The 14,099-nt window shown below is 39.5% G+C and carries 13 protein-coding genes; all 13 read left to right on the top strand.

What is annotated here, in order from left to right:
* The first annotated feature begins 86 nt into the window (after nt 1-86).
* Nucleotides 87-1,229: an acyl-CoA dehydrogenase gene (locus ACIP9G_RS11345; protein WP_401010957.1), complete on the top strand. Its 1,143-nt coding sequence runs from the start codon at nt 87-89 to the stop codon at nt 1,227-1,229.
* A gap of 33 nt (nt 1,230-1,262) precedes the next feature.
* Nucleotides 1,263-2,903 (top strand): AMP-binding protein, encoded by a 1,641-nt coding sequence (locus ACIP9G_RS11340; protein ID WP_401019343.1) that lies wholly within the window; start codon nt 1,263-1,265, stop codon nt 2,901-2,903.
* A 15-nt stretch (nt 2,904-2,918) separates the two neighbouring features.
* Nucleotides 2,919-4,277 carry an acetyl-CoA carboxylase biotin carboxylase subunit gene (locus ACIP9G_RS11335; protein ID WP_401019340.1) on the top strand — a complete coding sequence of 453 codons (1,359 nt, stop codon included), beginning with the start codon at nt 2,919-2,921 and terminating at the stop codon, nt 4,275-4,277.
* A 202-nt stretch (nt 4,278-4,479) separates the two neighbouring features.
* Nucleotides 4,480-4,692, top strand: a complete 213-nt coding sequence (locus ACIP9G_RS11330) for an acetyl-CoA carboxylase biotin carboxyl carrier protein subunit (protein ID WP_139860471.1) — start codon at nt 4,480-4,482, stop codon at nt 4,690-4,692.
* Between the two features lie 12 nt (nt 4,693-4,704).
* Entirely contained in the window at nt 4,705-5,622 is a 918-nt protein-coding gene (locus tag ACIP9G_RS11325) for a hydroxymethylglutaryl-CoA lyase (protein WP_401019337.1), read from the top strand.
* Nucleotides 5,619-6,404, top strand: a complete 786-nt coding sequence (locus ACIP9G_RS11320) for an enoyl-CoA hydratase (RefSeq protein WP_401019334.1) — start codon at nt 5,619-5,621, stop codon at nt 6,402-6,404. Before ACIP9G_RS11325 ends, ACIP9G_RS11320 begins: the two co-directional genes overlap by 4 nt.
* Before the next feature lie 24 nt (nt 6,405-6,428).
* Nucleotides 6,429-7,967, top strand: a complete 1,539-nt coding sequence (locus ACIP9G_RS11315) for an acyl-CoA carboxylase subunit beta (protein WP_401010947.1) — start codon at nt 6,429-6,431, stop codon at nt 7,965-7,967.
* Nucleotides 7,968-8,099: 132 nt separating this feature from the next.
* Nucleotides 8,100-8,672: a VanZ family protein gene (locus tag ACIP9G_RS11310; RefSeq protein WP_340821084.1), complete on the top strand. Its 573-nt coding sequence runs from the start codon at nt 8,100-8,102 to the stop codon at nt 8,670-8,672.
* 348 nt (nt 8,673-9,020) lie between these two features.
* Nucleotides 9,021-9,812, top strand: coding sequence for a putative metalloprotease CJM1_0395 family protein (locus ACIP9G_RS11305; RefSeq protein ID WP_401019331.1), 792 nt, complete (start codon nt 9,021-9,023; stop codon nt 9,810-9,812).
* A 24-nt stretch (nt 9,813-9,836) separates the two neighbouring features.
* On the top strand, nt 9,837-10,331 hold the full coding sequence (gene ybaK, locus ACIP9G_RS11300) for a Cys-tRNA(Pro) deacylase (protein WP_401019329.1): 495 nt from the start codon (nt 9,837-9,839) through the stop codon (nt 10,329-10,331).
* Between the two features lie 132 nt (nt 10,332-10,463).
* Nucleotides 10,464-11,096 (top strand): YczE/YyaS/YitT family protein, encoded by a 633-nt coding sequence (locus ACIP9G_RS11295; protein ID WP_401019327.1) that lies wholly within the window; start codon nt 10,464-10,466, stop codon nt 11,094-11,096.
* 319 nt (nt 11,097-11,415) lie between these two features.
* Nucleotides 11,416-12,492, top strand: coding sequence for a nucleotide kinase (locus ACIP9G_RS11290; protein WP_340821080.1), 1,077 nt, complete (start codon nt 11,416-11,418; stop codon nt 12,490-12,492).
* A 233-nt stretch (nt 12,493-12,725) separates the two neighbouring features.
* Nucleotides 12,726-13,925, top strand: a complete 1,200-nt coding sequence (locus ACIP9G_RS11285) for a glycine C-acetyltransferase (protein WP_340826371.1) — start codon at nt 12,726-12,728, stop codon at nt 13,923-13,925.
* Nucleotides 13,926-14,099: the final 174 nt, after the last annotated feature.

The raw sequence follows: 14,099 nt of genomic DNA, 5'->3' as shown, positions 1-14,099 counted from the left end.
ACAGACCGACTAGTCGGTCTAGATTTGTGTAACTGTCGTCTGAAAGAAATCCGCTATGGCAAATTGGATATTAGGGGGAAATGGGAATGAACTTTGAACTAACGAAAGAGCAAGCGATGATTCGAGACATGGTACGTGATTTTGCAGAGAAAGAGATTAAACCTTACGCTCGTGAAGTCGACGAGACATCAACAATGAGAATAGAAAGCTTTGAAAAAATGGCAGAGCTAGGCTTATTGGGTATCCCGTTTCCTGAGGAATATGGTGGTTCTGGAGGAGATACGGTTTCCTATGCAATTGCTGTTGAGGAAATTGGGCGTGCTTGCGGTGGTACAGGTTTAAGCTATGCAGCAGCAGTGAGCTTAGGCGCGGCTCCAATTTATAACTTTGGAACGGAAGAGCAAAAGCGTGAATGGCTTGTACCTTTGGCAAAGGGAGAAACATTAGGTGCCTTCGGTTTAACGGAGCCAAATGCAGGATCTGATGCTGGCGGAACACGTACAACAGCGGTAGTTGACGGTGATGATTACGTTATTAACGGTGAAAAATGCTGGATTACAAATGCAGGCCATGCACGCCAAATTATTGTTACGGCAGTAACAGGCAAACGTGAAGATGGCAAAAAAATCATCTCATCAATTATTGTGCCAACAAATACACCTGGTGTCACAATCAATTGTAATTACGACAAAATGGGTGTGCGTGGTTCCAATACATGTGAAATCATTTTGCAAAATGTTCGCGTTCCAAAAACGAATTTATTAGGGGACGAAAAACGTGGATTTAGCCAATTTTTAAATACGTTAGATGGAGGACGTATTTCCATAGCGGCTTTATCAGTCGGCATTGCACAGTCTGCTTATGAAAAAGCATTAAAGTTTGCGAACGAACGAGAGCAATTTGGAGCACCAATTTCCAAGTTACAAGCAATACAGTTTAAATTAGCAGATATGGCAATGGAAATAGAGCTTGCTCGTACACTTGTACATAAAGCAGCATGGCTTAAAGACCAGAAAAAACCATTTGCTAAGGAAGCTGCTATGGCGAAATTATTCGCATCTGAGATGGGCTTCCGAACTTGCAATCAAGCCATTCAAATTCATGGTGGTTCAGGTTATATGAAGGAATATGATGTAGAGCGTCATTTACGTGACATTAAATTAATGGAAATCGGTGAAGGTACATCTGAAATTCAACGTCTCGTTATTTCTCGTCTAATTGGCTGTTAAAAACATTATATAGCATATTTAAGGGGGATTTTCATGGCAGAACTTGTGTATCAAACAATTGGTCAATTGCTCGATGAACAGTCTAAAAAATATCCTAAAAATGAAGCGCTAGTGTATGCAGATAGAGACTTACGTATGACTTATGAGGAGTTAAATCATCAAAGTCGTTTAGTTGCGAGAGGATTAATGGCCCTTGGTATTGAAAAGGGAGATCATATCGCAGTGTGGACGACAAATGTTCCTGAATGGGTACAGTTACAGTTTGGCACAGGAAAGATGGGGGCGCCAATTGTTACTGTAAACACAAATTATCGTGCGCATGAATTGGAATATTTACTAAGACAATCCGATGCTAAAACGATAATTTTAATCGAAAATTATCGAGACCATTCTTTTATGAATACACTCCAAGAAATTTGCCCGGAGCTTGAAAATTGTGAACCTGGTAAATTGCAATCGGAGCGACTACCTCTATTGAAAAATGTTATTTTAATTGGCGAAACAAAATATCCGGGAGTACTTAACTGGTCTGATGTACTAGCAGCTGCTGAGCAAGTTACAGAGCAACAATTAGATCAAATACAGGCCTCACTCCATTATGATGATGTCATTAATATTCAATATACTTCTGGAACAACAGGGTTTCCTAAAGGGGTTATGTTAACACATTATAACTTAGTCAATAATGCGGTTAACATCGCGGAATGTATGCGCTTAACGTCGATAGATCGCTTATGTATTCCAGTGCCTTTCTTCCATTGCTTTGGCTGTGTCATCGGTACATTAGCTATTACTACAAGTGGTGGAACAATGGTACCTGTGCAAGAATTCTCCCCTGTGGAAGTGTTACGAACAGTAGAAAAAGAGAAGTGTACTGCATTACACGGAGTACCAACTATGTTTATAAGCGAGTTGAATTTACACAATTTTGCGTCATACGACTTATCGACATTACGTACTGGCGTAATGGCAGGTTCTAACTGTCCTATTGAAGTCATGAAAGCTGTGATCGAGAAAATGGGTATGACTGACGTAACAATTTGTTATGGTCAAACGGAATCTTCTCCTGTCATTACACAAACGAGAGCAGATGATCCATTCCATCTAAAAGTAGAGACTGTAGGTAGAGCATTACCGAATCTAGAAGTTAAAATTGTCGTTCCTGGTACAGATGTAGAAGCTGCAACAAATGAGCAAGGCGAGCTATGTACAAGAGGCTACCATGTGATGAAAGGTTACTATAACAATCCTGAGGAAACACAACTGGCAATCGATCACGATGGCTGGCTTCATACCGGTGATTTGGCAACGATGGATGAAGAGGGTTATGTGAGAGTAACAGGCCGATTGAAGGACATGATTATTCGCGGTGGTGAAAATTTATATCCTCGTGAAATTGAAGAGTTTTTATATACCTTTCCAAAAATCGCAGATGTACAGGTAGCGGGTGTCCCTGATCCTAAGTACGGTGAAGAAGCTGCAGCATGGATTATATTGCGAGAAGGGGAACAGGCGACAGAAGAGGAAATTCGAGCTTTTTGCCGAGATAAAATTTCTAAACATAAAATTCCGCGACATATTTTCTTTATCGATGGCTACCCAATGACTGCCTCAGGAAAAGTGCAGAAGTTTAAACTACGCGAAGATTTTGTGGCAGCAGTGAAGGTGAATTAGGGAGGGGGCAAGACAATGTTCAAGAAAGTATTAATTGCAAATCGTGGTGAAATTGCTAGACGTATTATTCGCACATGTAAGCGACTTAATATTCAAACGGTCGCGGTATATTCTGAGGCGGATGCTGAAAGTTTACATGTCAAAGATGCTGACGAGGCATACTGCGTTGGTAAGCCGCCTGTTGTTCAAAGCTATTTAAATATTGAGCGGATTCTTGAAATTGCAAAAGAAAGCGGGGCTGACGCTGTCCATCCGGGATATGGCTTGCTTTCAGAAAACGCTGATTTTGCAAAACGTTGTACGGAGGCTGGCCTAGTATTTATTGGACCTAGTGCTACAGTGATCGCGTCCATGGGCAGTAAATTAGAAGCGCGAAAGACGATGAAATCTGCAGGAGTACCGATTGTTGAAGGGGTTGAAGCGCCTGTCAAAGATGTTTCAGAAGCAGTTGAAATCGCTTCTCGTTTAGGTTATCCAATTATGCTAAAAGCCTCTGCTGGAGGTGGTGGCATCGGCATGCAACTTGTGTCAGATGCTGAGGAGTTAGAGAAAGCATTTGAAGGTAATCAGAAACGTGCACAATCATTTTTTGGTGATGGCACGATGTACATGGAACGATTCATAGCCAATCCACATCATGTCGAAGTACAGATTATCGCGGATTATGAGGGCAATGTAGTTCCGTTATTTGAACGAGAATGTTCAATTCAACGACGCAATCAAAAAGTGGTGGAAGAGGCCCCGTCTCCATTTATTTCTGAGGAAACGCGAGCGCGAATGCTAGAAGCTTCTGTGCAAGCGGTGAAGCATATCGGTTATGTAAACGCAGGAACGATTGAGTATTTAGTAGATGCAGAGCAAAACTTCTATTTTTTAGAGATGAACACGCGCTTACAAGTAGAGCATCCAGTAACGGAAGAAATAACGAAATTGGATCTTGTAGAAGAACAATTGAAAGTAGCAGCGAGACAGCCATTAAGCTTTACACGCGACAGCATTGACAAGCAGGGGCATGCCATTGAGGTACGAATTTATGCAGAAAACCCTACAACGTTTTTCCCGTCTCCAGGCAAAATTACAGATCTTGTATTGCCAACAGGTGAGGGTATTCGCCATGAATGTGGTGTAGAAGCGGGTTCAACTGTGACACCTTTCTATGATCCAATGATTAGTAAATTAGTAGTGTGGGGAGAAACGCGAGCAATTGCGTGTGAGCGCCTTATACAAGCATTGAAAGAATATAAAATTGAAGGTATTCAAACAAATATACCGATGCTTTTGAAAACGGTAACCCATGAGCAATTTTTAAAAGGGCATACAACAACGAAATTTGTCGAGGAATTTTATTTACCACAATTAACAGAAACAAAATAAGGATAAGTTCATATTATGGACATTCGTAGCAACGAGCTTATAAACAAATGGCTCGTGATTACTAACAGATGTTTTCATACTGAGGAGCTTATGCAAAGCATGTGCGAGTATGCATGCGTTACAAAGTGAAAATATGTGTGTTGTTTTGAGTGATACGTTTGTCACTTGAAACAAATACACCTAACTATTTGGAGGGATTTATATGGCAACAGTAAAAGCGAGCATGGCGGGAACAGTATGGAAAATCGTAGTGGCAGAAGGCGATAAAGTAACAGCAGGGCAAGACGTAGCAATTTTAGAGTCAATGAAAATGGAGATTCCGATTGCTGCAGAAGAGGACGGTGTTGTAACAAAAATTATTGCGAACGAAGGCGATTTCATTAACGTTGACGATGATATTTTAGAAATTGAATAGGGAGGCATTTCTATGCAATTACCAAAGCATGTTACGTTAAAGGAAGTTGGGCCTCGTGATGGTTTGCAAAATGAAAAGGTACACATCGCTACTGCAGATAAAGTAGAGCTAGTAAATTTACTTAGTCGGACGGGATTAAATTATATAGAAGTAACGTCTCTAGTGCATCCGAAGTGGATTCCTCAATTAGCAGATGCAGTAGAAGTGCTGCAAGCTATTAAGCGAGAAAAGGACATAACGTATGCGGCACTTGTGCCAAACATGCGAGGATTAGAACGTGCGTTGCTAGCGGGCATCGATGAAGCAAGCATTTTTATGTCTGCCAGTGAAAGTCATAATCAAAAAAATATCAATAAAACAATCCACGAAACATTTCCAATAATGAAGGAAGTAGTTGAGGGGGCAAAGGCCGCAAATAAGCATGTACGTGGTTATATCTCAACGGTAATCGGATGCCCTTATGAGGGTTACATACACCCAGAAAAAGTTTTACAAGTAACAGATAAATTATTGGAAATGGGCGTTGATGAAATATCGCTAGGAGATACAATCGGCGTTGGAGTTCCGACGCAGGTTGAGCATCTATTAGAAGAGCTGTTAAAGAGATATCCGGCTGAAAAATTTGCGATGCATTTCCATGATACGCGTGGTACAGCACTTGCCAATATTATGAAATCGTTAGAAATGGGTATTACGAAATTTGATAGTGCACTCGGTGGCCTAGGCGGTTGTCCTTATGCAAAAGGAGCAACAGGTAATGTAGCTACAGAGGATTTGTTGTATCTATTAGAAGGAATGGGCATTGAAACAGGCGTTAACATGCAAAGGCTGTTAGAAGCGGTACTATTTATCGAACAAAAGCTAGGGAAGGACGTTGCGTCTAAACAAATGGCCATTGTTCGTAATGAAGGGAGTGCTAATGTCACATGACACAACAACTCGTTCAATTTGATTTGTTACCAGGTAATATAGGGCTCATTACACTATCTAGACCGGAAGCTGCCAATGCCATGTCAGTACAATTATTAAACGACCTTAGTGCTACGCTAGATAAAATAAATGCTGATCCAGCAGTGCGTGTTGTTTTACTAACAGGTGCAGGGGAAAAGGCATTTTGTGCAGGAGCAGATTTAAAAGAGCGTAAAGGGATGTCCGATCAACAAGTAAAGCAAATTGTGCATTTAATCGGAGCAACGATTGCAAAAGTAGAGTCATTAGCTCAACCTGTTATTGCTGTTTTAAACGGCGTTGCATTTGGAGGCGGACTAGAACTCGCTTTAGCTTGCGATTTACGCATAGCAGCCACACATATCAAAGTAGGTCTTACTGAAACCTCACTTGGCATTATTCCAGGAGCAGGTGGAACACAACGCTTACCGCGACTGATTGGAATTGGTAAAGCGAAGGAACTAATTTATACAGCACGTCGAATCGATGCCGAGGAAGCGAAACACCTTGGTATTGTGGAATATGTATATGAAGGGCATGAAGTGCAAGAAAGAGCACAACAGCTTGCACTCGAAATGGCGAAAAATGCGCCGCTATCATTAATTCAGGCGAAAAATGCCATTAATAATGGTGTTGAAGTAGATTTAGCTACAGGCTTGAAAATCGAATCACTTGCATATAGTGCACTTATTCCAACGGAAGATCGCTTGGAGGGCTTACAAGCTTTCCAAGAAAAAAGAACACCGCAATATTCAGGAAAGTAATGGACTGCAAAGGGGGAATTGGACATGAGCAATATATCCACAGAAAATACATCAAATGCGATGAAGGAACAAATTTTAGCAGGGGGTCTGCCGAAATATCACGATAAAAATGCACAACAAGGCAAGCTATTTGTCCGAGAGCGACTAGAATTATTATTAGATGATGGTCTTCAATCGGAAGATGGACTGTATGCAAACTGTTTAGCAGGTGATTTACCAGCAGATGGCGTTATAACAGGTATCGGTAAAATCCATGGTCGTACAGTATGTGTTTTAGCCAATGATTCGACGATTAAAGCCGGGTCTTGGGGAAAACGTACAGTGGAGAAAATGATTCGTATTCAAGAAACGGCGGAGAAGCTAAATTGTCCATTATTTTATTTAGTTGATTCAGCAGGTGCACGTATAACAGATCAGTTAGAAATGTTCCCTGGACGTCGTGGAGCAGGACGTATTTTCTACAATCAAGTAAAACTTTCTGGTAAAGTACCGCAAATTTGCTTGTTGTTTGGTCCTTCTGCAGCGGGAGGCGCATATATTCCTGCATTTTCTGATATTGTGGTGATGGTGGAAGGCAACGCATCAATGTATTTAGGGTCACCACGTATGGCAGAAATGGTCATAGGTGAAAAGGTAGATCTAGAAACAATGGGTGGCGCTAAAATGCATTGTTCAGTATCTGGTTGTGGGGATGTGCTTGTAAAAACAGAGCAGGAAGCTATTGCCTATGCACGCAAATATTTGAGCTATTTCCCGAATAACTATGCTGAGCGTAGTAAAGTGGAAGCGCCAAAGCCACCAGCAACATTTGAAAAATCAATTGAAGAATTAATTCCTAAAAATCAAAACTCGCCTTTTGATATGTATCAATTAATTGATCGGTTGATTGATGAAGATTCTTTCTGTGAAGTAAAAAAATTATTTGCATCAGAATTAATAACTGGGCTTGGACGCATTAACGGACAATCAGTTGGGATTATAGCCAACCAACCACGTGTGAAGGGCGGCGTATTGTTCCACGATTCAGCTGACAAAGCGGCAAAATTTATTTCATTATGTGATGCTTTTAATATTCCACTTATTTTCCTTGTAGACGTTCCAGGCTTTATGATTGGAACACAAGTTGAGAAGGCGGGCATTATTCGCCATGGCGCGAAGATGATCTTTGCAATGAGCGAGGCAACTGTACCTAAACTAACTGTAATTGTACGTAAGGCGTATGGTGCAGGGCTTTATGCAATGGCAGGTCCGGCTTTTGAGCCTGATTGCTGTATTGCGTTATCAAACGCACAAATAGCCGTAATGGGTCCAGAGGCAGCTGTAAATGCAGTATATGCCAATAAAATTGCCGAACTACCAAAAGAAGAACAAGCAAGCTTTATTGCTGAAAAGCGAAAAGAATACCAAGAGGAAATTGACATTTATCGCTTAGCATCTGAGCTAATTATTGATGATGTCATTGAGCCGAATGATTTACGGAAGGCACTGGAAACACGTTTGGACTTGTATATGTCTAAATACTTGTTATTCTCTCAACGGAAGCATGGTGTAAATCCAGTATAAGAAGAAATATTTTATCCGAAAAATGCACCCAGTTTATGCTGGTGTGCATTTTTTGATATATTTCACCCCTTGCATGAGCACGGTCAGACATATTAAAATATGGGATGGATAAGAGGAAGTGGGTGAATTAGCATGGCAAAAAATAATATATCTAGTATCCAAGGTGATGCCAAGCTACCATTACCATTTCGAGCGTGGATTGATACGTATTATATGCAGCTAAAAGTAATAGGCTGGGTGTTTTTTAGTTTTTACACAATTATCGCCTTTTACAAATTAGTGATTAATCGTTTAGTGGATGTTTGTATTATGTTGTTCCGTGGCGATTATTCTTTAAGTGAGATTGGTTTGTTTGATTATAGTAGCTGGCGAGTAACGACTAATTTTATACCGTTTGAAACAATTTTACGTTATATCAATTACTCACAATATTTTAATTTAGATTTGATTGTCGTAAACTTATTAGGCAATTTGTTAATATTTACACCGATGGGCTTTTTGTTACCACTACTGTCAAAGAGGTTTCGAAAGGCATGGGTTATTATTTGTATAGGCTTTTTCTCTAGCCTTGCTGTTGAAACCGTGCAGTTTATTTTTACAGTTGGTTCTGCAGATATTGATGACTTGATTTTAAATACGCTAGGCGCATGGTTTGGATACTTAGCTTATAAATGTGTACTTATCATGCCGAAAAAACGTTCATAAAGTTCGATTATAGAAGAAACAGTCCATTTAATAATGGGCTGTTTTTTTTAGCTATAAACACTATTTTACAAGTGTTTAATGTGATAAATTTCAATGAAAATAAATGAAAAAGTAATAAAGAAATATAATAATAATAAAAACACTCTTATTAACAAGGTGTTTTTACCTATATAAAATTCGGGGTATTGTTTCTTTAGGAGGTTAGTAGTAATTATTGCTTGAATTTAAGAGAGAAAATTCCGATAATAAAAGTACAGAAACCATTCCGTTTGAATAAAAATAGTTAATAGAGAGTTGTTCATATTTACTACTAAACTTGCATATTAAAAAGAAAGTCGAGGTGATGATATGAAACTATCAAACATGATGGAGCAAGAAAGACAATCTGCTCATTATAACCGTAAGAAAATCCTTCAGCGTAAAGAGGCTGGTGATGCTTATCGAAAAAATGCACAGTACTTCCAACCAGAAAAAAATAAAATATTGCTAGAGCTCGAAAATTTATTATTAGGCCGCCAAGATCAAGATTTATATGAGCAACATAAAGAAGAATCTAAGGAAGTAACGCCACAGCAACAGGCTATGATTCAAGATTTACAACAAACTGAAAAAAGTGTAAGAGCTCATGAGCAAGCATATAAAACAATCGGCAGTGATATTGGAGAATCTCCTTCTTCATCACGGCTAAAAGCAACAGATGACCGATATCCAGCATTAGATGATTTGCCTGAAGCAGTAATGGATACGGATACTGAGGCCGCGGACACATTGCAAATTTTACAGCAGGTTCGAAGTGCTGCGCTAACACCAATAGTTCCATCTCCACAAGATTTACGTATAGCGGCTAGTGCAGATGCTCAAATGCAACATATTCAGAATGGTACAGAGCTAGATGAAACAGTGCTTAATGAGCTTGAACCACCTTATGTTACGGAAACAACTGATGTAAAGGTGCCAGAACGATTTTCGAAGGAATTGAATTTGGACCCATTTGCAGATACAATTTTCGGTAAGAGTTATGATGAGGCAATGAAAGCACGGACATTTAAAATAGCGTCTGCAAAATATGCTACGCATATTCAAATGGCAAAAAGCGGCTATCTATATGGAGACAACTCGACGTTTTCAATGACAGCTTAATGGTATAGATTGGGGATTTTAATTGTGGCAAAGGCGAAGCATACGAAAACAAATGCAATTAGACTATTAGAGCAACAAAAAATACAATTTGACGTTTTAGAATACGAGACAGGTGACGGTCAAGTAGATGGGGTGTCAGTAGCTGGGAAAATCGGGCATCCTGTATCATCTGTATTTAAAACATTAGTGGCAAAGGCGAGCGCCCAAAAGCTTTTTGTTTTTGTCATACCGGTTGCGGAAGAACTTGATTTAAAAGCTGCGGCTAAAGTCGTTGGTGAGAAAAAGATTGAGATGCTAGCAGTTAAGGAGCTACTTGGTTATACAGGCTATGTCCGTGGTGGATGCTCACCAGTCGGCATGAAAAAGCTGTATCCTACGGTTGTTGATGCATCTGCAAGTGCGCAAGGAAGTATTATTGTTAGTGCAGGGAAAATTGGTATGCAAATGCACATTCAACTTGATGATTTACTTGCAGTGACTAAGGCACAACTTGCTCCAATCACAACTATCCAAGAATAATCCTTGGGTAGTTTTTTATTTGGAGAAATTTTATGTTCAGATTATTTTAAATTATTAACGAAAACTGAGATTTCGGAGTAGAAATGATGATAAAGTTAGAGCAATATCATACATAGAGAGAAGGATAGTGAAATGCGAAAAGTCACAGGATGGCGCTGGGTGTTTTTTGTGGTGGGAATGATGATTATGTCATTAGGTATTACGATGTCAATCAAGGGGAAAATTATAGGAACAAGCCCATGGGATGTGTTACATGTAGGGTTATTTCAAAATTTCGGCTTAACAATAGGAACTTGGTCTATTTTAACAGGGTTTTTAATCGTCGTATCAACCTCGATTGTATTAAGGCAGTGGCCTAAAATAGGTACATGGCTAAATATGTTACTTATCGGCTCATTTATTGATGTGTTTAATTGGCTGTTGCCTTCAACTGATATTTATGGCTTACAAATAACCTATTTTGTATTAGGTTTATTTGTTTTAAGTTTCGGCTGTGGAATGTATATTGCACCAAATATGGGGGCAGGTCCACGTGATACTTTAATGATGATACTCGTTGAAAGGTTTGGAGGGACGATTAAAACAGCACGTATGGGCATTGAAGTTCTCGTAACCATTCTCGGATGGTTGCTCGGTGGCCCTGTTGGTGTTGGTACTGTCGTTATTGCACTAACATCCGGCTATATTGTGCAATTTTCCTTACCGTATTGTCGGAAAGTTTTAATGAAATGTATCGGAAGCATGGAAGGCATCAAACCATTTTAAGTTTTGGTGTCAGGCACTCAAACAATTCTGAAATTTTTAGTAATATATATCGAAGTAATATCCACGAAAATGCGTGCGGGAACGCCCGTAACTTAAGATGCAACAAACTGTGTTAGTGACAGATGGGGCTTACATTGTGCCTGCGGAGAGAGAAGTGGATTTTTACTACAATGCAGGGAGCCTGTATTATGTCAGGTGTCCATGCCAAGTGCCAGGTACGCACACAATTAGTGTCAGGCACTCAAACAATTTGCCCCCCTTTCATCTTTTGGTGTGATAGTTCATATAATGTCATGGCATAAAAAAAGGGGGAGCGACATTGAACGGAAATGTGACCTATTACTTTGGACACGCACTTACTGGGCAAGGAATTAAACATTTATATAAAGAAATGATGGATGAAGCGGAACTAGTTTACGTTCTGCAAGGCCCATCAACATATAAAGGATCAGAACTTCTGAAGGAGCTCGGCTATTATTATGTAAAACAGGGCTTTGCGGTAGAGTGGTTTCAACATGCATTGTTAGAGAACGTAATAGAGGGAGTATTTATTCGAGGCTGTAATCGACTCTATGTTTGGTCATCACAGTGGGGGATTGAACCAACTTTATTTGGTACGAAGCATCGTGTGCTGTCCTTTTATGATTGCTTAGAAGAAGACCGACTTGAAGAGATTGGCGAAAAGCTAGCCGTTGCAATAAAAGAGCGAGAATTGTGGCGCGAGAAGTGTATTACAATGCTTGAAATCGCAAAAAAAATACATGATGACTGGGAGATTGTTACACAAAGTTGCATGGACTGGCAAGCGTTAGATGAACAAGTTACCAACTTAAAGTCGAATATTTTTCAATCCATCGTTTTAAATAAAACAGGCAGACGGACACATCGACTATTAGGAACACTTACACCTCGTGGTGCAGAAAATACAGTAGATAGCATGACGAAAAATTTAGCGAAAAGATTGATGATAAAAGGCAAGCCAGGTACAGGGAAATCCTCATTAATGAAAGGATTAGCTGACGAGGCAAATGCAAGAGGGCTAGATGCGCAAATTGTTTGGTGTGGCTTAGATGCTGGTTCAGTGGATATGGTCATCGTTCCAGAATTAAACTTTTGCATATTTGATAGTACAGAACCACATGTATTTGAGCCACAGGATGGAAGATTAGGGGATGAAATTTTCGATATGGGGCAACATTGTATTTTGTCCGAGGAAGCGGAAGCTCAAATTGAAGAAATCCGCGTGAACTATAAAAGTGCAATGCAAGATGCAATCGGCTATACGACGCGTTATGCAGAAGCGGAGAAAACAATTCGCCAGCTAATGGATCAATGTTTATCGACTGCAATTTGGCGTGAAAAAACGGCTCCTTTATTTGAAAGATTAGCAAAGTAATTTATTCTAATTGGTTGCTTATGCTACACTATGAGTAGACTAGTCGATCTTTATTCAATAGCTACTTGCTAATGCGAAATTGATGCAAATGACCCCTTATTTGCATGAATGTCAAAAGCAAGCTGAATGAAGACAATGCCTCTGGCAGAAGCCGTGGATTTTGAATTGTAGGATGCATGCATAAATTAAAATCCGAATATTATGACGCCGAGACAAAACTAATCGTAGAAAGGATGATACTCTTGTCAAAAGTACTAAATGCATTTTTAGATGAAAACTTACAAGCCTTACGTGATCAAGGCTTATACAATGAAATTGACGCAGTAGAAGGCGCAAATGGGCCAGTTATTCAAGTTCGAGGTCAGAATCTTATTAATCTTTCCTCTAATAACTATCTTGGCTTAGCAACAAATGAGCAATTAAAGCAAATTGCTAAAGAAGCAACAGAAAAATATGGTGTAGGTGCAGGTGCTGTTCGTACAATTAACGGCACACTTGATTTGCATGTTAAATTAGAAGAAAAGCTTGCCGAATTTAAAGGAACAGAAGCAGCTATTTCCTATCAATCAGGTTTTAACTGTAATATGGCGGCTATTTCAGCTGTTATGGATAAAAACGATGCAATTTTATCAGACCAATTAAACCATGCATCCATTATTGATGGATGTCGCTTATCGCGTGCAAAAATCATTGCGTACAATCACTCAGATATGGACGATTTACGCGCAAAAGCAAAAGAAGCTACAGAATCAGGTTTGTATAATAAAGTGATGGTAATTACAGATGGTGTCTTCTCAATGGATGGGGATATCGCCAAACTACCGGAAATCGTCGAAATTGCGAAAGAGTTTGATTTAATTACTTATGTCGATGATGCACATGGATCAGGTGTTACAGGTAAAGGGAAGGGCACTGTAAAACATTTCGGTCTAGAAAAAGAAATCGACTTCCAAATCGGTACACTTTCAAAGGCAATTGGTGTAGTCGGTGGTTATGTTGCCGGCAAGAAAAATCTAATTGACTGGTTGAAAGTCCGTTCTCGTCCATTTTTATTCTCAACAGCGTTGCCGCCAGGTGATGTAGCTGCTATTACTGCAGCAGTACAAATGCTTATTGATTCAACAGAACTACATGATAAGCTATGGGACAATGGCGATTACTTAAAAGCAGGGTTAGCGAAATTAGGCTTTAATATCGGTGAATCTGAAACACCTATTACACCATGTATTATTGGTGATGAAAAGCTGACACAAGCGTTTTCCCGTCGCTTATTTGAGGAAGGCGTTTATGCAAAATCAATCGTTTTCCCAACAGTACCAAAAGGCACTGGCCGTGTTCGTAATATGCCAACAGCAGCTCATACAAAGGAAATGCTAGATAATGCATTGGCGATTTATGAAAAAGTAGGTCGTGAATTAGGCGTAATTCAATAAGGAATATAAGGCACTTTTTGTTCAATTTGAACAGAAAGTGCCTTCTTTTATTTTTATATTACGTATAGTTTTACTGCGAAAATTCGAGATATTGCTAAAGTTATAACCATTTAATCGGAATTTAAATAATCGGTGATATGATAGATTGTCAAAAGAGATTGACAAATAACATAA

Source organism: Lysinibacillus sp. NPDC093197 (assembly GCF_044754025.1).
Taxonomy (GTDB): Bacteria; Bacillota; Bacilli; order Bacillales_A; family Planococcaceae; genus Lysinibacillus.
This window is presented reverse-complemented; position numbering and strand designations above follow the sequence as displayed.